This window comes from Hyphomonas pacifica, assembly GCF_000682675.1.
Lineage (GTDB): Bacteria > Pseudomonadota > Alphaproteobacteria > Caulobacterales > Hyphomonadaceae > Hyphomonas > Hyphomonas pacifica.
The window spans coordinates 46695-71102 of the sequence record NZ_AWFA01000003.1; the positions used below are offsets into that span (position 1 = coordinate 46695).

Genomic DNA, 24408 nt, shown 5'->3' on the forward strand with positions numbered 1-24408 from the left:
CTTTCTGCCTTTAGAAAAGCTGATTGGTGCCATTCGGTCAGACTGGATATGATCCCCGGTCTGATGAAGTGGAGCCCGGCTATATGCCTGCCGATTTTCTGGCCCTGCCAGGTGTAGAGATCACGATTGTTCTTTCGCTGGTGGCGATTGTGTTCTTCGGATTCATTCGGGAAACCTTGCCGGCGGACGTAGTCGCCCTGCTGGCCATGGGCGTCTTGCTGTTGACCGGCATTCTCTCGGTTCCGGAAACCCTGTCTGTCTTTTCCAATTCGGCGCCGATCACGATTGCGGCCATGTTTGTCCTGTCGGCGGCTTTGGAGCGGACCGGTGTCATTGATGTGGCCGGTCGGATGGTGTCGCGCGGCGTGGCCGGGAAATCTCCCTTGCTGGCGCTGGTGGCGATGATGCTGGGCGTGATGGTCATGTCCGCCTTCATGAACAACACGCCGATTGTTGTGGTTCTCATCCCCGTCGTGATCCAGCTGTCGCGGACCCTCGGTATGGCAGCATCACGACTTTTGATCCCCTTGTCCTTTGCCTCCATCTTTGGCGGCACGACAACGCTGATTGGTACGTCCACAAATATTCTGGTTGATGGTGTCGCGCAGGAGCTGGGACTTAAAGCCTTCGGCGTTTTCGAAATCACGGGTGCAGGCATTCTGCTGGCCATGGTCGGCACCATCTATTTGGCAATCACCAGCCCGTTCCTGCTGCCCAGCCGGGAGACGCTCGTGGATCTGCTTCCGAATACAAAACAGCGGCGCTTCATTGCGCAGATCCTGATCCCCATCGAGTCTGTGCTGATCGGGCGCACGATTGCCGAGACAGGGTTCAAGCCTGAAAAGGGGTTCAAGGTGATCGACGTGTTTCGGGACGGCCTGTCGCTTAGGGCGGAGCTGGAGCAGGTCGTGCTGAGGGCAGGGGACCGGATCGTGCTGAGGTCTCCGGTCGCGGAAATGCTGACGCTGAAGGAGACGGGCCATGTCGCCATTGGCTCTGCCGCGAATGATGTGCGCCCGGCGTTCGAGCCGATCCAGACCAGTGAGACGGTTATCATGGAAGGTGTGATTGGCCCGCATTCCCGGATGATCGGACGCCCGCTCGGCGGACTGGGGCTTGCCCGGCTGTATGGCGTGTATGTGCTGGCCATCCATCGCCGCGGAGAGAATATTACCGATACGGACAAGATCCATTTCGATGTCGGCGACACGGTTTTGCTGGAAGGGCCCGCGCGCGGGATGCGCCAGCTGTTCGATGATGGCGTTTTGAACAATCTGACCGAAACGACCGAACGGGCCATTCGCCGGGGCAAGGCACCGATTGCCATCATTGCGGTGCTGGCCGCGATGAGCCTTGCCGCGCTGGGCGTCCTGCCGATTGCTGCCCTGGCGATTATTGCTGGGACCGCTGTTGTGGCGCTGGGGTGCCTGGACCATCAGGAGGCCTATCGCTCCATCCGCTGGGACATTCTGATGCTGATCTTCGGCATGCTGGCCCTGGGGCAGGCGATGAACACATCCGGCGCGGCGGAGCTGGTTGTGGGCCATCTGGCCGGGCTGACCGAAGGCTTTGGCCCGCTGGCCGTTCTGGCGGTGCTCTATCTCGTCACATCCTTCCTGACAGAGATCATGAGCAACAATGCGGCGGCCATACTGCTGACGCCAATCGCTGTGGGCCTTGCGACACAGCTGGGGATCGACCCGCGCCCTTTCGTGGTGGCCGTGATGTTTGCGGCGAGCGCCAGTTTCGCCACACCTATCGGCTATCAGACCAATACGCTGGTCTACAGCGCGGGCGGCTATAAATTCTCTGACTTCCTGAAGATCGGTGTGCCGCTCAACCTTGTCATGTTCGTGGCGTCCATGATCATCATTCCGATGTTTTGGCCGCTTGGTTGAGGTCTACCAGAGCGGCCGCTCCGGAGAGGCGCTGCCTGCCAGCTTTTGCATCAGGCGGGAAAGCTCGGCCTGTTCCTCGCTCGTCAGGGGGGCCATCAGCTTGCGTTCGGCTTCCAGCGCGATGGGCACGATCATCTCGTAAATATCCTGGCCTGCAGGCGTGAGGAAAAGCTGCGACCGGCGACCGTCAGACTCCGATGTCTTGCGCTCCATATAGCCAAGCTCGATCAGGCCGGCGACGGCACGGCTGACGGCAACCTTGTCCATGGCGGTGCGCTGGCCGATGTCCGTGGCGCTGATGCCCGGTGTGTCACCGGTGACGGCCATGACGCGCCATTGCCAGATCGTCAGGCCGAACTCCCGGTCATACAGATTGGCGATGCCGCGCGAGACCGTGTTGGAGAGAACGGACAGCCTGTAAGGCAGAAATTCACGAAGACGCAGACGGGCTTTTTTCTCTTCATCAGACATGCACCGCTTGTTTCAGGGTTGAAGTCTGCTTGTCAATTAGTTACATATGAAACTAATAAAATAGCCTAATCCAAATCTTGTCAGGAGTGCGCCATGGCAGACCTATTCGAGAACCCAGCCGGCCTCGACGGCTTCGAATTCATTGAATTTTCCGCCCCTGAAAAAGGGCATCTGGAAAAAGTGTTTGATACCATCGGCTTTACCCGGATCGCGCGCCACCGCACCAAGGATGTCGAGCTGTGGCGCCAGGGCGGGATCAATTTCATCACCAATTATGAGCCGAAATCCGCCGCATGGTATTTCGCGCGCGAGCATGGCCCGGCAGCCTGCGGTATGGGCTTCCGCGTGCGTGATGCCCGTCAGGCCTATGACCATTTGCTGGAGCAAGGCGGCGAGCCTGTGCATGTGAATACAGGCCCCAGCGAGCTTCACATTCCGGGCATTCGCGGCATCGGCAATTCCATCATCTATCTGATCGACCGCTATGGCGACGATCTGGATATTTACGACATTGACTTTGAATACCTGCCGGGAGTCGACCGCAATCCGGAAGGGGCCGGGTTCCAACTGGTCGACCATCTGACGCACAATGTCTATGGCGGGCGCATGAAGTATTGGGCGGACTTCTACGAGAAGCTCTTCAATTTCCGCGAAATCCGCTATTTCGACATTAAGGGCGAATATACCGGCCTCACCTCCAAGGCGCTGACGGCGCCGGACGGCAAGATTCGCATTCCGCTGAATGAGGAAGGCGAGGGCGGCAAGGGCCAGATCGAGGAATTCCTCCGCGAATTCAACGGCGAAGGCATCCAGCACATCGCGCTGATCTGTGATGACCTGGTCGCGGCCTGGGACAAGCTGAAAGAGATGGGCGTGCCGTTCATGACGCCGCCGCCGGACACCTATTACGAGATGCTGGAAGAGCGCTTGCCGGGCCACGGCCGCGATGTGGCCGCCCTGAAAGAGCGCGGTATCCTGCTGGACGGCACCACGGAAGAGGGCGATGCCCGCCTTCTGTTGCAGATCTTCGCCGAAACGCAGATTGGCCCGGTCTTCTTCGAATTCATCCAGCGCGTGGGTGACTATCGCCAAGGCTTCGGCGAGGGCAATTTCAAGGCCTTGTTCGAAAGCATGGAACGTGACCAAATCAAGCGCGGAGCACTCAAGGTATCGGAGGACGCGTAATGACTGCCCCAGCCCCGCTGAAAGGCATTCACCACGTCGCATATCGCTGCAAGGATGCGAAAGAGACGGTTCAGTTCTATCGCGATGCGCTGGGCATGGATTTCCAGCTCGCCATTGCTGAGGACAATGTGCCCTCTACCGGAGAGCATGATCCGTACATGCATGTTTTCCTGGATGCCGGGAATGGCAATGTGCTGGCCTTCTTCGAACTGCCTACCCAGCCGGATATGGACCGTGACAGGAACACACCGCAATGGGTGCAGCATATTGCGTTTCGTGTCGGCTCGCTGGATGAGCTGCTGGCCACCAAGGCCCATCTGGAAGGTATGGGGCTGGACGTTCTGGGCCCCACGCATCACGGCATCTTCAAGTCGATCTATTTCTTTGATCCCAATGGCCACCGCATCGAACTGGCCGCCGACATCGGCACGCCGGAACAGATGGCTCAGCTGAAAGATGTTGCTGACCCGATGATCAAAGAGTGGAGCCAGACCAAGAAAGCCCCGCGCCATGCTGCGTGGCTGCACGAAAAAATCGCTGAAGAAAGCTGACGCATGGATGAGTCAAAGACGAATACGCCTATCTCCACCTACATCGAATCGTTGAGCAAGGCTGGCGCTGGTGTCGTCGCCCATCTGCGAGAAGGCAGCTCGGCGCCGGGTAAGGCCTTTGAAACGAAGGTCAAAGGTTTGATGTTGCCCGACGAAGTGAAATGGTTATGGCGTACGTTTGATGGTATGAATTCAGAAGACACCACACTGGATCAGTTGTGGCTGGAGGGCTGCTTTTACTTCTTCTCCGAGGCTGAAGCTCTTGATGATTTCATGATCACGCAACGCCTCTGGGAAAAAGACGAAGCTTTCAAAGACTACTGGCCACAAGGCTTCTTTCCAATAGCGACGCCGGGTGATGGATCGCGGATGCTGGTCGACTGTAGTCCGCAATCAGAGACATTCGGCGCCGTGTTCGAGTTGTTTCATGGGGGCGGCGTATCAGCGCTTGCACCGAGCCTGTTCGACTATTTCACACTCGCGCGAAAATGGCTTGAAGAGAATGCTATCTGGATTGACGAAGACGGAAATGTCGATCGGGATTTCGACCGTTCGGATGATATTCAGCAACAAATGTTTCCGGATGCGATGTATTAAGGTCGTGGACCAGTCACTCCGCATGAATTTTTGAGGAATAAGATGAAACTCTCTACCCTGAAGAATGGCGCCCGTGATGGCCGCCTTGTCGTCGTCTCCAAAGACCTGACCCGATACACAGATGCGGCGGGAATTGCGCCGACCCTGCAGGCGGCGTTGGACAAATGGGACGTCTACGCTCCGAAGCTGCAACAGCTGGCAGAGCAGGTCGAGCTGGGCTCCGTGCCGACCGCACGCTTTCACGAGCATGATTGCGAAAGCCCGCTGCCGCGTGCCTATCAGTGGGCGGATGGATCGGCTTATATCAATCATGTCGAATTAGTGCGCAAGGCGCGCGGCGCCGAAGTGCCTGAAAGCTTCTATGATGATCCGCTGATGTATCAGGGCGGCTCCGATGCTTTCCTTGGTCCCCGCGATGCGATTCCGCTGGGCGACACGGCCTGGGGCTGTGACATGGAAGGGGAGATCGCGGTCATCACCGATGATGTGCCGATGGGCGTCAGCGAGGCAGATGCCGCAGGGCACATCAAGCTGGTCATGCTGTGCAATGACGTGTCGCTGCGTGGCCTGATCCCGGCGGAACTCGCCAAGGGATTCGGTTTCTTCCAGTCCAAGCCGCCAAGCGCCTTCACGCCAGTCGCCGTCACGCCGGATGAGCTGGGCGATGCCTGGAAGGACAGTCTGGTGCACCTGCCGCTGCATGTGGACTATAATGGCGAGGCCTTTGGGCGCGCAGAAGCCGCGCAGGACGCAACCTTCAGTCTGGCACGTCTGGTGGCGCACGCCGCAAAGACACGCCCGCTCAGCGCGGGCACGGTGATTGGCTCCGGCACGGTTTCCAACAAGGATGCCGATGGCGGGGCAGGCAAGCCCGTGTCGGAAGGTGGCCGGGGCTATTCCTGCATCGCCGAAATCCGCATGATCGAAAAGATTGCCACGGGCGAGTTCAAGACGCCTTTCATGTCTCCCGGCGATACGGTGCGCATTGAAATGTTCGACAAGGCTGGACATTCGATCTTCGGTGCCATTGAACAAACCGTCGAGCAGGTCTAGAAACCTCGCTGCACCGCAGCATTACCCAAGGGGAGGCCTGCACTTAATGGCGAGCAAAATCTATAAAACAGCCGCAGAGGCTCTGGATGGCCTGTTGTTTGACGGCATGACAATTGCCGCAGGCGGCTTTGGCCTGTGCGGCATACCGGAACTGGCCATTGCGGCCATCCGCGATGCAGGCACGAAAGACCTGACGGTCTATTCCAACAATGCCGGCGTCGACGATTTCGGTCTGGGCGTCCTGTTGCAGACACGGCAAGTGAAGAAAATGTGCTCGTCCTATGTGGGCGAGAATGCCGAGTTCATGCGGCAATATCTCTCCGGTGAGCTTGAACTGGAATTCAACCCGCAGGGCACGCTGGCAGAGCGTATGCGCGCGGGCGGTGCAGGCATTCCGGGCTTCTACACCAAGACCGGTGTCGGTACGCTGGTCGCCGAGGGCAAGGAGCACAAGGATTTCAACGGCGAGACCTACATTCTGGAAGAGGGGATCTTCGCAGACCTCGCTATCGTGAAGGCCTGGAAGGCGGACACGACCGGCAATGCGATCTTCCGCAAGACGGCGCGCAACTTCAACCTGCCCGCCGCGACTTGCGGCAAGGTCTGCGTCATGGAAGTGGAAGAAATTGTTGAGCCGGGCGAATTGGAGCCCGACGCCATCCACCTGCCGGGCATCTATGTGCACCGCTTGGTACAGGGCGAATTCGAAAAACGCATCGAACAGCGGACCGTCCGCAAGAAGGAGAGCGCCTGATGCCCTGGGATCGTGACCAAATGGCCGCCCGCGCGGCGCAGGAACTTGAAGATGGCATGTATGTGAACCTCGGCATCGGGATTCCGACGCTGGTGGCAAACCATATTCCGGAAGGCGTGAACGTTACGCTGCAATCGGAAAATGGCATGCTGGGCATGGGGCCATTCCCCTATGAAGGCGAAGAAGACCCGGACCTGATCAATGCGGGCAAGCAGACGATCACCGAACTTCCGCAGTCTGTCTACTTTGACAGTGCGACCAGTTTCGGCATGATCCGTGGCGGCAAGATCGCCATGGCCATTCTCGGCGCGATGGAAGTGGCCGAGAATGGAGACCTCGCCAACTGGATGATTCCGGGAAAGTTGGTGAAGGGTATGGGCGGCGCGATGGATCTGGTGGCCGGTGTTGGCCGCGTTGTCGTCGTGACCGATCACGCCAACAAGAAGGGCGAGTCCAAGGTTCTGAAGGAATGCACCCTGCCGCTGACCGGCACAGGCGTGATTGACCGCATCATCACCGACCTCTGCGTGATGGACGTCGTCGAAGGCGGTCTTAAAGTGATTGAGCTGGCACCCGGCGTGACGATGGAAGAAGTGAAATCCAGGACTGAAGCTACGCTGGTCGAGTAGGGATCAGTCTATAGGCGATGCGAGCGTTTTGAGCGTGTCGCCTGCCAGCTTCGGCACAATGCGGTAGCGGGCCATTACAAAACAGTACACGGCAAATCCGCACAGGCCTGCGCCCGTCAGGGCCAGCAATGTGCGTCCAAAGGGCTGGGTTTCCAGTATCTGCAAGGCTTCCCCCAGTCCGGCGGCTTTGTCAGCATCGGCAGATATGCCTGCCCACAGGATCAGGCCGCCAACGATCAGTAGCACAAAGCCATGCGCGGCGAGGCCAAAGCGGACCGCTGGTTCCAGCATTTCGGCCATATCGGTACGGATAATGTCCTTTCGGTGTGCGGCGGCCCAGGATTTATAGAAAAGATAGATCGCGACAGACAGGGTCGTGATGCCTGCGGCGATGACCACAAGGCGGCCTATGGGGTGTTGCATCAGCGTCGCGCTCCAATTCTCTGCGCCGCTTCCTCCGCCGCCTGTGTCTTCTGAGCCCTTGATCAGGATAAGGATGGCTGAAATGCCGAGCGCAGCGTGCGTCAGGCCAGACATGATCTGCCCTAGACGGTTCGCGTACCCCTCCGCATCATCGCCTTCATCTTCAAGGTCCATCACGCCATCTACCAGGCGCCAGAGCGTGTAGGAGAACAGCCCTGCTGCCGTAATGGCTAGCAGTATGACCCCGAAAGGCTGGCGGATCATAAATTCAAGTGCTCCGGAGGTCCCCTCCGCCTCACCGCCATTGATGGCCGCAAACAAGGCAATGCCGCCGACAATCAAATAGACAACCCCGCGCGCGCCATACCCTGCACGCATGAGCCATTCGAGGGCGGTATTGGCCGTGTGCTTCATGTGCTGCCTTTCAAGGGTGTGGCAAATCAATTCGCAGCTTGGGTATAGGTTCCGAAACATGCCGCTGGCGGTTGCGATGAGCGGGGCAAGTGCTTAATGTCCGCCGCGTTCCTCCACTCCAGAAACGGATCGCACACATGTCTCAATTCTCCACTCTTTCGGCTTTGCCGCCAGACGCTTTGCTGGGCCTGATGGCCGCCTATCGTGTAGATCCGCGCGATGAGAAGTTTGATCTGGGTGTGGGGGTCTACAGGAACGAGGCTGGTCAAACGCCTGTCATGTCCGCCGTGGCCAAGGCAGAGGAGAAAATTCTTAAGTCTCAGACCACGAAAGTGTATGAAGGCCCGCGCGGGAATACGGACTATTGCGCCGCCATCGAGAATTTTGTGTTCGGCAAAGGCTCCGCCGCCATCAAGGAAGGCCGTACCCTGTCATTTACCGCGCCGGGCGGCTGTGGCGCATTATTCCTTGGGACGGGGCTGATGAAGCGGATGGGTGTGAAGAACGTCTGGGTCTCGAACCCGACCTGGCCAAACCATCCGAACGTCGTGAAGTTCACGGGCCTGGATGTGCGCGAGTATGCTTATGCCGATCCGGAAACCGGAGAGCTGGACCTTGATGCCATGCTCGCAGACATCGCCAAGGCAGAGCGCGGTGATGGCCTGATCATTCAGGGACCCTGCCACAATCCCACCGGTATTGACCTGACCGTTGAAGACTGGTGCAACGTGGGCGCGCTGGTGAAGGAACGTGGCCTGATTGCCATGCTGGATGTTGCCTATCACGGCTTTGCCAATGGTCTGGATGAGGATGTTGCCGGTGTGCGCGCCTTCATCGAGACGGCAGGTGAGGCGCTGATCGCTTATTCCTGCTCTAAGAATTTTGGCCTGTACCGAGAACGCGCGGGTTGCTTTATGGCCATTGGGAACTCTGCCGAAGGCATCGCCGCCGCCGCAACACATGTCGCCTCTCTGGCGCGGGCCAGCTACTCCATGCCGCCAGCCCATGGTGCCGCCATCGTTGCGACCATTCTGGGTGATGCAGAACTTCGCGCCGAATGGGAAGCAGAACTCACTCAGATGCGTGAACGGATGATTTCGCTACGAAAATCCCTGGCAGAGCAACTGGTCAGCAAGACGGGCTCCAATCGTCTGGGCGCTGTGGCGCATCAGAACGGCATGTTCAGCCAGCTGCCGCTGTCAAAGGATGCGATCACGGCCATGCGTGAAAAGAGCGGTCTCTACATGCCTAATTCCGGGCGCATCAATATTGCGGGCCTAAGCATGAAAGACATTCCCGCTATCGCAGAGATTATTGCGAAGGACGCCTAAACCGCCAATCCTGGAGGAGCGATCTCTGTCAGCTCCTCCACCATTTCCAGCGGGGCAGGGATCGCCTTGCGGGCGTCGAGGTCCAGCGTAATGGCCGTTACCTGCATCGTCGCCCATGGTTTTCCTGTGGTCGGGTCCATCATCCAGTGGATCAGAGCGTGTGTCTTTCCAGATGCTCCGCCAAAGGAGGAATAGATCTCATAGAGGTCTCCCGCCATCGGCATCGCGTGATAGCGGATGCGGTATTCCAGAACAGCTGCGCCCATGCGGCGGTCTCCCGCCGATTCCGCCACGCGCTTGCGCCAGTCGAACAACAAGTTCGGCACGGAGTCTGATGTGCGCCCGATCATCCAGTAGGGATACATCCACCCATGGACGTCCAGATGCTGGTGCGGCACCGCGCCTCTGCCGATCATGGGCGCTCCGCACGATTTTACCTTGTCCAATGTAATCTTTTCAACGGGCAGGCCCGGTTGCGAAAGATCGACAGAGCGCGGGGCAGATTCTTCCGGTGCTGTGCCCATATGCTCTGCGAACGCTTCACGGGTGCGGCTGCTCCACGCAAAAGGTTCGCGCGCCGTCGTATCTATATGCGCAACGCGCGTACGCATGGCGGCTGCCAGTCCGCCGTCGGAATGGCGCAACTCCTGATACACTAAGGCGTCCGTTTCCCCGGTTTCCAAAAGGCAACCCTTCATGCTGAGCGGACGACCTGGTAGCACTTCACGAATAAAGCGAATATGCTGGTCAACTGGTACAATTGTGGAAGGGGAGTCCTTCCGAAAGGCGTGGGCCATATTCAGGTTGACTGAAAATGCGGCGAGGCCTTCCATCTGTTTTTCCAGATAGACCCGCACATTCATGTGCCCCATCTCGTCGCAATCCCATTGATTGCAGCTACCCATCCATAAAGTGATCACGCGGCGCAGTCCCGGCAAATGCCGCGTACTTCGACGACGGCGCGGTTCATGTGAAAGCCTGCCGCATCCGTTTCAGCTCGCAGGGCTTCGCTTGTTGCGGTGGCATGCAGCTCTTCAGCGGCATTGCACTTGTCGCAGATCAGGAATACTGCCGAGTGGCTGTGGCTGGCATGGCCGCAGGCAACATAGGCGTTGAGGCTCTCGATCTTGTGGGCAAGGCCGGTATCCTGCAGGAAATCTAGGGCGCGATATATGGTCGGTGGCTTCGCCGAGCCTTCCCCGTCCAGATTGGCCAGCAGGTCATACGCCTTGGCTGGCTCTTCACTTTCCAGCAGCAGACGCAACACCTTGCGTCGAATGCGGGTCATGCGCTGGCCCTGACGAGCCACAAGGGCTTCGGCCTCCAGCAGGAATGCGTCGACATCCTGCGGGCTGCAGGGCGTATTGGCATGAATATCTTCGTGCGCGTGCGTCATCTCCCCAATGTCGTGCGTTTCGTGCCGGATGTGAAGACCTGTCCCCAGCTTTACAGCTGGGACCCCTAGACGGCCCCCGCAAATCAGCTGAGATTCTCCAACAAAGCGAAGAAAACAAGGGTAGAGCCATGGGAATGTCTGAGCGTGAGGGTTTGGAATTGTGGCGCCGCGCTGTAACGGCGTCTGTTCGCTCTGATGCGCCAGACCTGACGGCCCGGCAGCAGGCCATTCTCATGACGATTGCCCTCACGCCTGGCCCGCACACGGTGCGGGGGCTTGCAGAGCATCTCAATATTGCAAAACCGGCCGTGACGCGCGCCCTGGATGCCTTGTCGCGACTGGACTTCATTCGCCGCATCAAGGATGACAGTGATCTGCGCAATATCTTCATTGAGCGCACACCTGCCGGAATGAGCTATCTGCGGGCCTTTTCCGGCCTTGTTCTTGCCGCAGCTTCCGGCAAGGATGACTCTGAACTGGCGCCGAAGAAGGCGAGCGGAAAGTCCACTGCCGCTGCCTAGAGGTGCCGCAAGGCGAGGCTCGGTATGCCGGAATTTGATGATAAGAGACTGAAGCTTCCTGAGGGCGAGCTTGAGACGTGTCAGGTGACGGCCGCCGTTGCGAACATATATGAAGGCCCCGATCCGGCGGCCCGTCTGTACACGCAGGCTCTGCATGGTGAGTTTGTGTATGTTGATCAACGTCGGGATGGCTTTGCGCGTGTTCAGTGCCAGCGGGATCGTTATGTCGGCTGGGCGCTTCTGGACGGACTTTCCGAAACCGTGTTTGAGCCATCCCACAAGATTTGCTCGCGCTTGGCCCATGCGTATTCAAACCCGGATTTGAAGTCCCCGCCGAAAGCCCTGCTTAGCCTCGGTGCGCGCTTGACCATCAGCGGACGGGAAGGGGATTGGCTTCATGCAGATCGTGCCGGATGGGTGCACAAGCGCCATGTAGCAGCGCTGACAGATATGGAGAGCGATCCGGCCGCGATTGCAGAGCGGTTCCTTGGTACGCCATATCTCTGGGGCGGGCGTCAGAGTGTGGGCATGGATTGCACGGGGCTGACGCAGCAGGCCTATGAGGCAGTGGGCGTGCTGTTGCCGCGTGACAGCGACATGCAATACGCATGGACTGGAAGGGATATTCCTGAGTGGCGAGAGCCTGGTGCCCTGCGGCGGGGCGATCTCGTCTTCTGGAAGGGCCATGTCGGCATCATGACCGATGCCGAGCACATCCTGCATGCCAATGCCTGGCATATGGCGGTCGCAGTGGAGCCACTAAAGGGCGCGATCACCCGGATCGCAAACTATTACGCCGAGCCCATAGGGGCCCGGCGCATAGATGTTTCGTCTGAAAGAAGGACGGAGCCGGCCTGGAAGGCCTGATCCCGCGCCGCCAGGCTTACTCGCCCTCTTCTTCCGTCGGTGTCGGGGCTTCTTCTTCAAAAGCCTCTTCAGCTGTGGCGTCTGCCGCGTCGGCATCTTCCTCGACCGCTTCGCTTACCGTTTCGTCAGCGGGGGCTGTAGCTTCTTCGGTCGTTGCGGCATCACCCTCTGTTGCTTCTGCAGGTGCAGCGCCTTCTTCCGTGGTGGCTTCTTCGCCCTCTACGGCTTCGTCACTGCCTTCTTCAGCAGCCGGCAGCGGCTCAGGGAAGGGCGGCGGGTTTTCCGTGTTGGAGGCAAGGTATGCGATCACATTGATGCGGTCAGCATCACGGCGCAGACCAGCAAACGACATTGAGGTGCCGCGGGCATAAGAGCCCGGATTGGTCAGCCACTCATTGAGGTTTTCATAGCTCCATGTGCCTTCCATGCCGGAAAGCGCAGCGGAATAGTTGAAGCCTGCATGGTGGGCTTTGTCGGCACCGACAACATTGTGAAGGTTCGGGCCTGTCCCGTTGGAACCGCCAGCTTCAATCGTGTGGCAGGTGGTACATTGGCCTTTGAAGGTACGCTCGCCGCGGGAAACGTCTGCATTGGCAAGCAGGAGACCGAGGTCGAAGACCTCTTCTGCCTCACCACCGGCGCTGCCCGAATCGGCAATATCGACGCAGTAGGCGAACTTGGCGCACATCTGCTCCGACATGGAGGTAGCTTCAGCGTGTTCTTCACCATGGCCGCCTTCGCTTCCATGGCTGAATACGACATTCGACAGTTCGTGCAGTGCGAACAGGCCGAGGGCGGTGGCCAGCAGCGCACCGAAAATCTTATTGAGACCGAGTTCTCCCATGGGGGTTCTTCCTTCGAATCTGTCTGGTCATAACGTCTTGGCGCGCGCCTTTTGGCACGCTAACGGGTTACGCACAATATAAACGCTGCGAGATTGAGGCGCTTCCCCCTATCGTCGCGGCGATCCGACGCACACAAAACCACCGAAAGGAGCGCGTCAAATGACGGGCAAGATCGCATATCAGGGCGAACCTGGTGCAAATTCGCACATTGCGTGCAATGAGGCCTATCCGCATCTGGAGCCTCTTCCTTGCCGGACGTTTGAGGATTGTTTTGCGGCGGTTGAGCGTGGTGACGCTGATCTGGCGATGATTCCGGTGGAAAACACGATTGCTGGTCGGGTAGGGGACATCCACTATCTGTTACCAAGCACACAATTGCAGATCGTTGCGGAATACTACCTGCCGATTCGATTCCAGTTGATGGCACTTCCGGGCACGAAGCTGGCGGCTGTCAAAAAGGCCCGCTCGCACATTATGGGGCTTGGCCAGTGCCGCAATTTCCTGCGCGAGCATGGCATTGAAGGCGTAACGTCGGCTGATACAGCAGGCGCCGCGCGTGAAGTGGCAGAGCTGGGGGATTCCACACTTGCGGCGATTGCGCCGCGACTGGCAGCGGATGTCTATGGCCTGGAAATCCTGGCCGAGGACATTGAGGACGCAACCCACAATACAACGCGCTTCATTATCATGTCGCGCGAGCAGGCCGAGATCGAGGCAGGGGACGGCCCGGCCAAGACGGCATTCCTGTTTGAAGTGCGCAACATTCCGGCAGCACTTTATAAAGTGCTCGGCGGCTTTGCGACGAATGGCATCAACATGACCAAGCTGGAGAGCTATCTGATCGGCGGGTCTTTCGTCTCGACACAATTCTATGCCGAAATTTCCGGGCATCCGGACGAACGCCACGTTCAGCTCGCCTTGGAGGAACTGGGCTTCTTCTCGCAGTCCCTGAAAATCCTCGGCGTGTTCCCGACTTCGGAATACGTGCTGGTCTAGCAGCGATTCATGGAGGCCTTCAGGGCGTCCGCGATGTGATCGGCGAAAAGTTTCGTCTTTCCGCGCAGGCGTCCGGAGGTCCATACGCAATTCACGGGAAGGTTTTCAGTCGTCCAGTCTGGCAAAACTGCCTGCAGGCGGCCTTCCGTGACGCAATTGGCAACCAGCCATTTGGGCCCCAGCAAGATGCCAAGGCCTGCTTCGGCCGCCTGCACGAGATTGTCTCCGCCTGACGCGATGAAGCGGCCTTCCAACCTGGCTGTGACTGTTTCGCCTTCTTTTGTGAGATACCAGTCTGGATGGCGCGCCTTGCGGAAATGTACAGCGCTATGGTGTTCCAGGTCTGCGGGCGTCTTGGGCGTTCCCATGCGGGCCAGATAATCTGGCGAGGCCCAAAGCGCCTGGGGCGAGTCGGCCAGTTTGCGCATCATCAGTCGGGAATCGTCCAGATGCCCGAACCTGAATGCCAGATCGACGCCTTCCTCGACCAGGTCTGTAAAGGAATCATCCGAGATTACATCGAAGCGAATGCGGGGATACTTGTCTGCGAATTCAGGAATAGCAGGAATGATGATACGGCGCGCAAAGGAATTCGAGCATGAGATGCGGAGCAGGCCAACAGGTTCATGCTCCAGACCGCGCACCTCTGCCTCAGCCTGCTCATAGTCGGCAATCAAATCCACGGCGCGCTTGTAAAAGCGCTCACCTGCCTCGGTCAGGCTGAGGGCGCGCGTAGTTCGCTGGAACAGGACGGCGTCCAATTGAGCTTCCAGATCCTGTATTCTGCGCGAGACGGTGGGTTGGCCCACGTCCAGAGCAACCGCTGCTTTTGAAAAGCTGCCGGATTCCGCCACACGAACGAAGAGGCGCATTGCATCTATCCGGTCCATCATCACTCCCGCTTCCAGTGGGGTGCAGCCTAGACGGATAAGCGCGATTCCGCGAGGGGCTTGATGCTCTCTATGGGCGGGCGTGTCTTCACGCAAATGTGGGCCACGCTTACACGGGCTTGCTTTGTCATAAGAGCGGGCGTGTGGGAGGCTGTACCCCGTCTGGCCATAAGGGCTGCCCTCCTGAAAGGAACACTCCATGAAGCTTCATAGCATGTTGGTTACAGCCCTGTTGGCATCAGCGCCAGTTCTAATGGTGGCACCTGCTGCAAGGGCAGAGCCCCCGGTCTATACGGGACTCTTCTCCGATACGGCGCTGCAGGGGTATGATCCTGTCGCCTATTTTACCGATGGAAAGCCCGTAAAGGGATCAGATGAGTACACGACTGAATATATGGGGGCCGAGTTCAAATTCAGCAGCGCGTCGCATCGTGAGACCTTCCTGGCTGATCCGGAACGCTATGTGCCGCAATATGGCGGGTACTGCGCATGGGCGATGGCTGATGGCAAACATGCCAAGGGAGACGCGCGGTTCTGGAAGATTGTCGATGGCAAACTCTATCTGAACTATAATTCTGCCATCCAGAAGAAGTGGGGAGCGGGTGAGGTGGCCTTCATTGAGCGCGCAGACCAGGCGTGGCGCGATATTAACCAATAAGTCGCTGCGCCATATTTATTAATTTCCAGGCGGAGGATGATGTCCGCGTGGCTTCAGTCTCTGGCATGCATTATGCCAGGAAATTCAATACTTTGAAAGCTGACGAAGTTACCACTAAGCGCGACGCTTTGTTTGGGGCGGGTAAACAGACCGCAGGGAACTTCGCCACATTCCTGATGTATTCTGTATGCTGGATACTTCAGGAAGTGAAACCTCCTGGATAAATGGGCGCCCATACTGCTTGCTCTCTCTGGGGGGGGGGCTTCTTTGTTGTAGTGATTATTATCAGCCTAAGGATGAGCAATCGCTATTGGAGGGTGCTGCCTTAAAAGGATGTCATGACGTGCATTTAACTACCGTCCGGCTGATGCGCTGTCCTAGGAGTGAAGGCTTCTTCAACTGCCGAAAAGGTGATTTTATGAAGTATGTTTATCTCGTTGCAGCCGGGGCGCTCGCTGCGCCAATGGCTCTGGCTCAGTCTACGGACGGTAGGGGCTGGTATGGCGGCGTGGGGTATGAATACCTTGTTGTGGATAATGATGCCATCAACGACCGCGAGCTTGATACCCTGTCCATTACGGGTGGTATGAATCTCAACAAGAGCTTTGGGGCGGAAGTCACAGCAGCCACGGGTATTGGCGATGACAGTGTCAACTACGGCAACTATGCCGCCAAGACGAGCCTTAATCACCGTATTGACCTCATGGGCGTCGCCCGTGTTCCTATTGCCGAGCGTCTGAACCTGACCGGCAAACTGGGCGTCTCGAATTATGAATTCCAGACCAAGGGGTGGGTGCAGCCTGCCAGCGACGTCTCTGCCCGAGGTTTCCGGAACATGGATAACGGGTATGCGATCGCCGGTGAGGTTGGTGCGGAATACGCCCTGACCAAAGATCTAACGGTTGATGCGGGTTACACTTATTATGATGGTATCGACACCGACACGGAGTTCGATACGCTGAAAGTCGGCATCAAGAAAAAGTTCTGACAATAAAAAACGGGCGGGATATCCCGCCCGTTCCCATACACTCTGTCCGCAAGCTTACTTTTTCTTGGCGGCAGGCTTTTTCGCTGCTGGCTTTTTTGCGGCTGGCTTGGCCGTCTTGGCTGCAGGTTTTTTTACTGCGGCAGCGGCGGCTTTCGGCGCTGCGGCTTTCTTGGCGGCCGGCTTCGCTGCAGGTTTTTTGGCTACAGGCTTTTTCGCGGCTGGTTTCTTGGCTGCGGGTTTCGCCGCAGCTTTAGGGGCGGCCTTGGCAGCCGGCTTTGTTGCCGGTTTCTTGGCTGCGGTCTTTTTTGCGGCCGGTTTTGCTGCCGGCTTTTTCTTTGTTGCAGTTGCCATGTCGGGTCTCCTGTAAATGGCAAGTGCCAGAATAGAATGATTCTGGAAAAATCAACTCTTATTTTTCGCGTATGAGGGGAGGCGGAAGACCCGGATCCGTGTACGGTTAATCCGTGCGCTCAGCCCATTCCTTCAATAGATGGTGCGCGATAGCGGTTTTGGGCGGGCAATAGAAACGCTCATGCGCCCCGGCCAGCATTTTTTTCAAATCCTCGCGTGATATCCATTCTGCAGACTCCAGTTCCTTTTCATCCACGGTCACCTCTTCGGTTTCCGCTTCCAGGATCAGTCCGACCATCAGCGAAGAAGGGAAGGGCCAGGGCTGGCAGGCAATGTATTCTGCACGGGCCGGATCACAGTGAATGCCGGCTTCTTCAAGAATCTCCCGTGCCGCCGCCTGTTCGATGGTTTCGCCAGGTTCACAGAAACCGGCCAGACAGGAAACAAAGCCAGCGGGCCAATTTGCCTGACGCCCGACCAGGCATTTATCGCCCTTCACGGCCAGCATGATCGCGACGGGATCAGTTCGCGGAAAATGTTCCGTTCCGCAAGCGGGGCATTCACGTTTCCAGCCGGCCTCAACAAGAGCGGTCTGCGCGCCACATTTGGCACAGAAGGCGTGAGACGTGTGCCACATGAAAAGACTGCGCGCGGTAGACGCACAATTGGCATCCAGATCACTCATGCGGGCAGCGGCCGCGCGAAATTCAACGAAACCCCCAACTCCCGCAACAGGCGAATTATCGACATCAAATTTGGAGGGCAGATTGATGGCGAAGACGGGGGCACCGCTTGTGTCTTCACCGAGAAAAAGACGTGGAGAACCAGGAGAAATCTTTTCGACTTCCGGCCCCATCCAGACAAGCCCGCCTTCGGCGCTGACAAATGGGTCTCCGTTGCGCATCATCACGATCAGAACGTCATCGCGCTGGAACGCAGCGTCCAGCCAGCCACCGTCGCAGCGCCTGTGGGCCGCGCGGTCGATCGGTCTTGCGGCCAGTGGCATGTCGTTCGAATTGGTCATGTGGCGATCCTCTTTGATGTCATGGTGACTTGCCGCGACTGAAGCAGTTTGTAAACGTGCCGTGCGTAAAGAAGGAATGCTTCATGATCCGCCTTGCCCTGTTCCTGATACTCGCTTTTGCGGCAGCCTGCTCAAAGCCCCAGCCCGTTGTACCAGAGGGCGTTGAGCAGCTGACAGTAACGCTGTCTCCGGAGGAGGAGCGCATCCTCGCAACCTGGCAGTTGCCGAAAGCTGCCACGGAGTTTTCCTTCAATGAAGACGACATGCCGGTCAGCCAGAGGGAGTCTGACTGGACGCCGGCAGGCGAGGGCTGGGTATTCGATGGCCAGACGCTGTCCCGTGAAGACGGATCGGCTTTCCAGGAATTCTCCTTCACGCTTCCGGCGGCTTCCATGTTCTATGATCGCTATTATGTGCCGGTCTCCAAAGTGGGGAAGGGTGGCTGGGTAATCTTCGCCAACACTCTGGCCCCGGCAGAGGGAGACTTTGAGGTCCGTTTCGATGGCCTGCCGGAAAGCAATGTGATTTATGGGGAAGGCGAGATTACGTCACCAAATGAGCCTCGCGACGGCAATACGCTTGGTATTTTTTATATTGGCCCGGCTGAAAACCTATCTATGGAAGGCGGCATTCTGATTGCGGGGCCTGAAATTCCGGATGCGATCAGAAATGACATTTCCGGCAATCTCGAGAATGCCGTTACCAAGCTGACGGATGCCTGGGGATACGCGCCTGAAATTCCGCCGGCCGTGATCATTACCTATGACCAGAACTGGCATGGCCAGTCCTGGAAAGGCGGCGTGCTCGAAGAAGTCATCACCTTCCATTTGCGCGGCATGGATCTGAGCGGCGATACATCTGAATTTACAGATCATCTGCGCAACACATCTCTGCATGAAGCCATCCATGTCTGGAATGGCACACTGTTCGAGTCTTCTGAAAATTCCGAACAATCCTGGGTGCATGAAGGCGCGGCGGAGTATATCGCCAACCGCCTCTGGATGGATGACGCCACCTTCAATGCCGCTGTTCAGAAGGCGCTGAATGGTTGCATCCTGCAGCTTGGTGATCATTCCATTCGCGGTACTGAAATCGCAAGCCGGGGGCAGACACCCTATCGCTGCGGTCATGTCGTGCATCTGGCGGCAGAGCTATCTGCATTGAAACATACCGGCAAGAATGTGCTTGGTGTCTGGAAAGATGTTTACGATGCCGCCGGAGACGAGCGTGTCTATGACAGCGCGACATTCGTGACGGCCGCTGAGGCAGATGGTGGCACGCCGTTTTCGGACATCATGAATTTGTTCAATAAAGGCCTGACGCCGGAAAATCGTGCGGCCCTTGTCGCGGATCTGGTTGCGCTGGGCGCCGATATCGTGCCGCTGACGCCGGAAAGTGAGACACCTTATGAAACGACGCTGTCCGTAAGAGTGTTGCGCGATTTGCTCATCGGCTATTGCGAAGGCGGATATGGCTTCACCCAGACGCAGGAAGGCTTTGCCCTCGAAACGGCGCAGCGCTGCGGCGATGCCCTGGCCGGAGACCCGCTTGTATCCAGACTGAACGGGCATGATCTGCTGAAAACCCCTGTGGCCGCTTACTTTGCCGCCCGGGAAGCGTGTCAGGCAGGTGAGCCGCTGGTGCTTACGCGCCCAGATGGCCCCGCGCTGGAGCCGTTGGACTGTCCTGAAGGCCTGGCAGCCCTGCCCGAACTGTACGATGTACGGTCTGCTGGGACATTGCCGCCACTCTAGGCGCGGGGGAGGGGCACAGGAAAAGTCTGTCAACAAGGCATAGCCAAGCCTTGCGGGCGCGTGTATGTGCGCGACAAAACAGCCCTCCCTCCCGAAAGCACTACCCATATGTCCACGCCTATCGAGAAAATGCGCAACATTGCGATCATTGCCCACGTTGACCACGGCAAGACCACGCTTGTTGACGAATTGCTGAAACAGTCCGGCACTTTCCGCGAAAACGAGAAGACTGCTGAGCGGATGATGGATTCCAACGATCTCGAAAAAGAGCGTGGCATCACCATTCTGGCCAAAACCACGTCAGTTGAGTGGAATGGCCACCGCATCAATATCGTTGATACGCCCGGACACGCCGATTTCGGCGGCGAGGTTGAGCGTATTCTGCACATGGTGGACGGCGCCATCGTTCTGGTGGACGCGGCTGAAGGCCCGATGCCACAGACCAAATTCGTGGTTTCAAAGGCCCTCAAGGTCGGCCTGAAGCCGATTGTGGCCGTCAACAAGATCGACAAGCCGGAGCGCCGTCCTGACGAAGTGATCAATGAGGTGTTTGACCTCTTTGCGAACCTCGACGCGACCGATGAGCAACTCGACTTCCCGATCCTCTATGGCTCTGCCAAGCAGGGCTGGATGGGCTCTAATTATGAAAGCCCGACCGAGAATATGGATTCCCTGTTCCAACTGGTCGTGGACCATGTGCCGGTTCCGAAAGTGGAAGAGGGCCCGTTCCGCTTCCTCGCAACAACCATTTCGTCTGACCCGTTCCTCGGCCGTATCCTGACGGGCCGCGTTGCATCCGGCACGATCAAGCCGAACCAAACCATCAAGGTGCTGAACCGTGAGGGCGAACTGGTCGAGCAGACCCGCGTTTCCAAGGTTCTGGCCTTCCGCGGTCTTGAGCGCGTTCCGGTCGAAGAGGCTCAGGCAGGCGACATTGTTTCGCTGGCGGGTACGACCAAGGCCAACGTGGCCGACACCTTCTGTGACCCGTCCGTTAGCGAACCGATCGAAGCCCAGCCGATCGACCCCCCGACCATCTCCATGACCTTCCGCGTGAACGACTCCCCGCTCGCCGGTACGGAAGGCACGAAAGTCACCAGCCGGATGATATGGGATCGCCTGCTGAAAGAGGCTGAAGGCAATGTTGCGCTGAAAGTGGAGCGTGCATCTGATGCCGAGGCCTTCACCGTCTCCGGCCGCGGCGAGCTTCAGCTGGCTGTTCTGATCGAGACCATGCGCCGGGAAGGCTTTGAGCTCGGCGTCTCGCGTCCGCAGGTTGTGATGCAAGAAGGCGAGAATGGCGAGAAGCTCGAACCGATCGAGGAAGTCGTCATCGACGTGGATGACGAACATTCCGGTATCGTTGTGCAGAAACTCTCAGAGCGTAAAGCCGATATGCTGGATATGCGCCCCTCCGGTTCTGGACGTACACGGATGATTTTCCATGCGCCGACACGCGGCCTGATCGGCTATCAGGGCGAGCTGCTCTCTGATACGCGTGGCACAGCCATCATGAACCGGGTTTTCCACGAATATGCTCCGCACAAGGGCCGTATCCAGGGCCGTCACACGGGCGTGCTGATCGCCATGGAGCAGGGCGAGGCGGTTGCCTTCGCGCTTTGGAATCTGGAAGATCGGGGTCCGATGATGATCCATCCGGGCGATAAGGTGTATGGGGGCATGATCATTGGCGAGCATACCCGCGACAATGACCTTGAAGTGAACGTGCTGAAGGGCAAGAAGCTGACCAACATGCGCGCGTCAGGCTCCGATGAGGCTGTGCGCCTCACGCCGCCGCTTCAGATGACGCTGGAAAAATCGCTGGCCTATATTGCCGATGATGAACTGGTTGAAGTGACGCCGGAAAACATCCGTCTGCGCAAGATCTACCTCGACCCGCATGAGCGTAAGCGCGCAGCAAAGAAATCTGACGCATAGGCTGCCCTTGCCTCGCTAAGAGGTAAGCACATGTTTCTGTCAGAAGACAAAATAGCGGGCTTCCTGCCGATGGCGGGGAGCCCTTCTTCGTATCTGGAGGAATGCCCTGGTGGGAACCGCTTAGGGCCCTGAACGTTTGAATGTCAGTTCCGTATCAGATTTGGAGATCCCTCATGTCCTCGTTTGGCTTGTATATTATTGGTTTCATTGTTCTCATTGCAGGTCTCGCCTATGCCGCATTCCTGGTCGGCGCGCCGCCTGTCTGGATTGGCGTTGGCGCAATTGTGCTGGTCGGTATTGGCATCATCACGGGTGTCGGCAAGACGCGCCAGAAGGATGAAACCCAGACCAGCGAATAATGTCTGAGGTATCAGGTTACCAGGGAGGGAGCCGACAGTTGGTCGGCTTTCTCCAATACCTGTGTCCAAGCCATATTCATGTCTTCTGTCCATGACGGACCAAGCGCGTCTCGCGTCACATCCCGGATGATGCTGAAGAAGACTTCAAACATGCCGGCTGGCACATCATAAGCATCATGATTCATCCGCTCTGCACGGATAACCGTTTCCGCCAATTGGCCTGTCCCGGCCAGATCCATCAGACACTCAAACGCCTGTGAGAGCATGGACCCCCGCACACCGCCATCTCTGTCCATATCAAATACCGCTTCCATTTCGGGATACTTCTGAAACAGAAGCGCATAGATCTGGTCTGTCGGGTCTCCCTGCGTCTCGGCAAGCTGTGCCAGCGCCAATTCAATTGGATTGACGCTGGCAGCCGCTTTACTCTGTGTCATCATTCTTCCCCTGTTTGGCAGGATCATATTTGGCAAACCAGCCCATGATGTTGTCTGTCTTCGCGATCAGCAGGCTGGGCCGTCCCGCGATGTGGTGAGGCGAGTCCGGTACGCGAATATAGGCCGTGTCCACGCCATTCATTTTGAGGCCGGTATAGAATTGCTCTGCCTCCCAAGCGGGGGTGCGCCAGTCTTCCTCGCCCACCATGACGAGCGTCGGTGTCACAACCTTGTCGACATAGCTGATCGGGGAGCGCTCAAGGAATGCTTCAGGGTTCGACCACGGGTCTTCGCGTACCCAGTATTTGCGCACAAACTGGCCGATATCGGCAGATAGGGCCATCGTCATCCAGTTGATGACCGGCTTCACTGCAGCGGCCGCCGCAAAGCGATCCGTCTTTGTCACGATCCAAGCCGTCAGGATACCGCCGCCAGAGCCGCCTGTTACGAACAGACGCTGTGGGTCCGCATAATTGCGCGCCACCAGATCATCCACGACACTCATCAGGTCGTCATAGTCATGGCCCGGATAGGCAAGGTCGATTTCCTGCGCGAAGGCTTCTCCGTAGCCGGTAGACCCGCGCGGATTCACATAGACCGTGACATAGCCTTCGGCCGCGTAGCGCTGGATTTCACTAGCAAAGAAAGGCCCGTACATTGCAAACGGTCCGCCATGGATTTCCAGGATCAGCGGGAAGCTTCCATCGGCCTTGAAGTCCGGCGGCAAGGCCACCCAGGCTTCGATTTCCTGGCCGTCATGGCTGGAGGTGATTTTCAATTCTTCAATGCGCGCCATGTCCAGATAGGGCAGAACGTCAGCATTCAGATCGGTCAGAACTTTTGCGTTCTTGCCGTTTGTGCCCACAACGGCCACCTCCGCAGGCCGGTCTGTGAAGCCGGCCGTGTAGGCGATTTTTGCGTGGCGTCCAGAGCCCCCAACAGAATAGCTGCCATCGGCATAGGGCCGCCCGATGGAGGCGCCGCCAAGGCCGGTCACCACTTCAGAAATGCGACCTCTCAAATCCACGGAACTCACGCTGAGAACGCCATGCTCCTCGAACAGGAAGTAGAGCGTCTTGCCATCGTCAGACCAGGACATATTGCTGGGCGAGCCTGCAAAGTCCGCGGCCAGCTCCCGCGAATTTCTGCCATCACCATCCATCACATAAAGATGATTCTGCTGATAGGCTTTCAATTCGTCATCATAGCCAAGATAGGCAATCGTCTTGCCGTCCGGGGAAGGGGTGGGCGAATAGTCCGGGCCGTTGCGATCCGTCAGGGGACGAATCGAGAGGTCAGATAGCTTCACTGCATAGATTTCGGATTCGTTCGGATCATCGTCCCGGTCTTCGGCCGTGTTCCCGCTGACCAGCAGCGTGTTATTGTCCAGCCAGGCAGGCTGGCCAATATCAGCGTCGCCATAAGTCACCTGCCTTGGCGTGCCGCCATCTGCCGGCACGACGAACACCTGCGTCGCGCCATCTTCCAGATAGCCCGCGCCATCAAAGCGGAACGTCAGATCGTCGATCACCTTGACTGGGTCTGCCCATTTTGCGCCTTCAGGCGGTGTTAGCGGCTTCGCAAAGCCGGGCTTTTCGCCGGGCACGAACATGGTGAAAGCGATGGACTTGCCATCCGGAGACCAGGTCGCAGCGCCTGGTGGCTTCGGGAATTGCGACAGGGAATAGGTCAGCCCGGTATCCATGTACATGACGCGTAGCTCGGGCTTGCCGTCAGTGGCCGTTGTGTAGAGCAGGCGTGATCCGTCCGGAGACCAGCGCGGAGCGCCTGCACCGGAACCTGCGCCCAGCAAGGGTCGGTGCGCGTCTGTTTCCAAATCTATGGTCCAGAGATGACCCGTGTCGCGGTCGGTCATCTTGTCCATGGAATGGCGAACATACACAATGGTACGCCCGTCCGGAGAGACTTGCGGTCCTGTGGCGTATTCCATGTCGAAAATGCGCTCAGCCGTGAAGCGTTTGGAGGGCGCGTCGTCCTCCTTGGCCAGGGCAGCGCCCATGGCAAACGCGGCCGTCAGGCCTGCAAGTACAAGAAAGTGTTTGGTCATGAGTGTCCCT

Annotated in this window: 26 protein-coding genes; 17 read left to right on the forward strand and 9 right to left on the reverse strand. The window is 57.8% G+C overall.

The window, feature by feature from the left end; genetic code table 11:
* The first annotated feature begins 83 nt into the window (after nucleotides 1-83).
* Nucleotides 84-1898, forward strand: coding sequence for an SLC13 family permease (locus tag HY2_RS01690; RefSeq protein WP_034824158.1), 1815 nt, complete (start codon nucleotides 84-86; stop codon nucleotides 1896-1898).
* A 3-nt stretch (nucleotides 1899-1901) separates the two neighbouring features.
* Here the strand turns inward: HY2_RS01690 and HY2_RS01695 are convergent, their stop codons facing one another.
* Complete coding sequence (locus tag HY2_RS01695; RefSeq protein WP_034824073.1) at nucleotides 1902-2369, reverse strand: MarR family winged helix-turn-helix transcriptional regulator; 468 nt, start codon at nucleotides 2367-2369, stop codon at nucleotides 1902-1904.
* 93 nt (nucleotides 2370-2462) lie between these two features.
* On the opposite strand from HY2_RS01695, the gene hppD reads away from it, so the two are divergent.
* The 6 genes from hppD to HY2_RS01725 are packed head-to-tail and all read left to right on the forward strand — an operon-like array spanning nucleotide 2463 to nucleotide 7138.
* A complete protein-coding gene (hppD, locus tag HY2_RS01700; protein WP_034824074.1) occupies nucleotides 2463-3554 on the forward strand; it encodes a 4-hydroxyphenylpyruvate dioxygenase in 1092 nt (363 codons plus the stop codon).
* On the forward strand, nucleotides 3554-4105 hold the full coding sequence (locus HY2_RS01705; RefSeq protein ID WP_034824075.1) for a VOC family protein: 552 nt from the start codon (nucleotides 3554-3556) through the stop codon (nucleotides 4103-4105). Before hppD ends, HY2_RS01705 begins: the two co-directional genes overlap by 1 nt.
* A 3-nt stretch (nucleotides 4106-4108) precedes the next feature.
* Nucleotides 4109-4702 (forward strand): SMI1/KNR4 family protein, encoded by a 594-nt coding sequence (locus HY2_RS01710; RefSeq protein WP_034824076.1) that lies wholly within the window; start codon nucleotides 4109-4111, stop codon nucleotides 4700-4702.
* 42 nt (nucleotides 4703-4744) lie between these two features.
* Entirely contained in the window at nucleotides 4745-5755 is a 1011-nt protein-coding gene (locus tag HY2_RS01715; protein ID WP_034824077.1) for a fumarylacetoacetate hydrolase family protein, read from the forward strand.
* Between the two features lie 46 nt (nucleotides 5756-5801).
* Entirely contained in the window at nucleotides 5802-6509 is a 708-nt protein-coding gene (locus HY2_RS01720; protein WP_034824078.1) for a CoA transferase subunit A, read from the forward strand.
* Nucleotides 6509-7138, forward strand: a complete 630-nt coding sequence (locus HY2_RS01725) for a CoA transferase subunit B (protein ID WP_034824080.1) — start codon at nucleotides 6509-6511, stop codon at nucleotides 7136-7138. The genes HY2_RS01720 and HY2_RS01725 overlap by 1 nt, the downstream gene beginning before the upstream one ends.
* A gap of 3 nt (nucleotides 7139-7141) precedes the next feature.
* Here HY2_RS01725 and HY2_RS01730 read toward each other — a convergent pair whose 3' ends face one another.
* Nucleotides 7142-7975, reverse strand: a complete 834-nt coding sequence (locus HY2_RS01730; protein ID WP_034824082.1) for a DUF1206 domain-containing protein — start codon at nucleotides 7973-7975, stop codon at nucleotides 7142-7144.
* 137 nt (nucleotides 7976-8112) lie between these two features.
* Between HY2_RS01730 and HY2_RS01735 the strand changes: the two genes are divergently transcribed.
* The gene (locus HY2_RS01735; protein WP_034824084.1) at nucleotides 8113-9306 is read left to right on the forward strand and encodes an amino acid aminotransferase; all 1194 of its coding nucleotides are present in this window, start codon (nucleotides 8113-8115) and stop codon (nucleotides 9304-9306) included.
* Here HY2_RS01735 and HY2_RS01740 read toward each other — a convergent pair.
* Entirely contained in the window at nucleotides 9303-10226 is a 924-nt protein-coding gene (locus tag HY2_RS01740) for a thioesterase family protein (RefSeq protein WP_081814869.1), read from the reverse strand. The genes HY2_RS01735 and HY2_RS01740 overlap by 4 nt on opposite strands.
* Nucleotides 10223-10702: a transcriptional repressor gene (locus HY2_RS01745; protein WP_051594608.1), complete on the reverse strand. Its 480-nt coding sequence runs from the start codon at nucleotides 10700-10702 to the stop codon at nucleotides 10223-10225. The genes HY2_RS01740 and HY2_RS01745 overlap by 4 nt, the downstream gene beginning before the upstream one ends.
* Nucleotides 10703-10836: 134 nt before the next feature.
* Between HY2_RS01745 and HY2_RS01750 the strand changes: the two genes are divergently transcribed.
* Nucleotides 10837-11223, forward strand: coding sequence for a MarR family transcriptional regulator (locus tag HY2_RS01750; protein WP_233346295.1), 387 nt, complete (start codon nucleotides 10837-10839; stop codon nucleotides 11221-11223).
* A gap of 24 nt (nucleotides 11224-11247) precedes the next feature.
* Nucleotides 11248-12090: a C40 family peptidase gene (locus HY2_RS01755; RefSeq protein ID WP_034824090.1), complete on the forward strand. Its 843-nt coding sequence runs from the start codon at nucleotides 11248-11250 to the stop codon at nucleotides 12088-12090.
* A 16-nt stretch (nucleotides 12091-12106) separates the two neighbouring features.
* On the opposite strand, the gene HY2_RS01760 is transcribed toward HY2_RS01755, so the two are convergent.
* Nucleotides 12107-12934, reverse strand: a complete 828-nt coding sequence (locus tag HY2_RS01760) for a c-type cytochrome (protein WP_051594609.1) — start codon at nucleotides 12932-12934, stop codon at nucleotides 12107-12109.
* A 160-nt stretch (nucleotides 12935-13094) separates the two neighbouring features.
* On the opposite strand from HY2_RS01760, the gene HY2_RS01765 reads away from it, so the two are divergent.
* Nucleotides 13095-13931: a prephenate dehydratase gene (locus HY2_RS01765; protein WP_034824092.1), complete on the forward strand. Its 837-nt coding sequence runs from the start codon at nucleotides 13095-13097 to the stop codon at nucleotides 13929-13931.
* Here the strand turns inward: HY2_RS01765 and HY2_RS01770 are convergent.
* Entirely contained in the window at nucleotides 13928-14824 is an 897-nt protein-coding gene (locus tag HY2_RS01770; RefSeq protein ID WP_233346294.1) for a LysR family transcriptional regulator, read from the reverse strand. The genes HY2_RS01765 and HY2_RS01770 overlap by 4 nt on opposite strands.
* Before the next feature lie 250 nt (nucleotides 14825-15074).
* On the opposite strand from HY2_RS01770, the gene HY2_RS01775 reads away from it, so the two are divergent.
* The 3 genes from HY2_RS01775 (at nucleotide 15075) to HY2_RS17540 (ending at nucleotide 16834) form a co-directional block, all read left to right on the forward strand.
* Complete coding sequence (locus HY2_RS01775; RefSeq protein ID WP_034824165.1) at nucleotides 15075-15479, forward strand: YHS domain-containing (seleno)protein; 405 nt, start codon at nucleotides 15075-15077, stop codon at nucleotides 15477-15479.
* Nucleotides 15480-15897: 418 nt separating this feature from the next.
* Nucleotides 15898-16467: an outer membrane beta-barrel protein gene (locus tag HY2_RS01780; RefSeq protein WP_034824094.1), complete on the forward strand. Its 570-nt coding sequence runs from the start codon at nucleotides 15898-15900 to the stop codon at nucleotides 16465-16467.
* A gap of 64 nt (nucleotides 16468-16531) precedes the next feature.
* Entirely contained in the window at nucleotides 16532-16834 is a 303-nt protein-coding gene (locus tag HY2_RS17540; protein ID WP_199285694.1) for a hypothetical protein, read from the forward strand.
* A gap of 90 nt (nucleotides 16835-16924) precedes the next feature.
* Here the strand turns inward: HY2_RS17540 and nudC are convergent, their stop codons facing one another.
* Nucleotides 16925-17842, reverse strand: a complete 918-nt coding sequence (gene nudC, locus HY2_RS01790) for an NAD(+) diphosphatase (RefSeq protein WP_034824096.1) — start codon at nucleotides 17840-17842, stop codon at nucleotides 16925-16927.
* An 83-nt stretch (nucleotides 17843-17925) separates the two neighbouring features.
* On the opposite strand from nudC, the gene HY2_RS01795 reads away from it, so the two are divergent.
* From HY2_RS01795 to HY2_RS01805, 3 genes are all read left to right on the forward strand, one after another.
* A complete protein-coding gene (locus tag HY2_RS01795; protein ID WP_034824098.1) occupies nucleotides 17926-19596 on the forward strand; it encodes a hypothetical protein in 1671 nt (556 codons plus the stop codon).
* Between the two features lie 108 nt (nucleotides 19597-19704).
* Nucleotides 19705-21534 (forward strand): translational GTPase TypA, encoded by a 1830-nt coding sequence (gene typA / locus HY2_RS01800; RefSeq protein WP_034824100.1) that lies wholly within the window; start codon nucleotides 19705-19707, stop codon nucleotides 21532-21534.
* 173 nt (nucleotides 21535-21707) lie between these two features.
* The gene (locus HY2_RS01805) at nucleotides 21708-21893 is read left to right on the forward strand and encodes a hypothetical protein (protein WP_034824102.1); all 186 of its coding nucleotides are present in this window, start codon (nucleotides 21708-21710) and stop codon (nucleotides 21891-21893) included.
* Between the two features lie 11 nt (nucleotides 21894-21904).
* On the opposite strand, the gene HY2_RS01810 is transcribed toward HY2_RS01805, so the two are convergent.
* Both HY2_RS01810 and HY2_RS01815 read right to left on the reverse strand, forming a co-directional pair.
* On the reverse strand, nucleotides 21905-22333 hold the full coding sequence (locus HY2_RS01810) for a globin (protein ID WP_146617186.1): 429 nt from the start codon (nucleotides 22331-22333) through the stop codon (nucleotides 21905-21907).
* On the reverse strand, nucleotides 22317-24398 hold the full coding sequence (locus HY2_RS01815; protein ID WP_034824104.1) for an alpha/beta hydrolase family protein: 2082 nt from the start codon (nucleotides 24396-24398) through the stop codon (nucleotides 22317-22319). Before HY2_RS01815 ends, HY2_RS01810 begins: the two co-directional genes overlap by 17 nt.
* Between the last annotated feature and the right edge of the window lie 10 nt (nucleotides 24399-24408).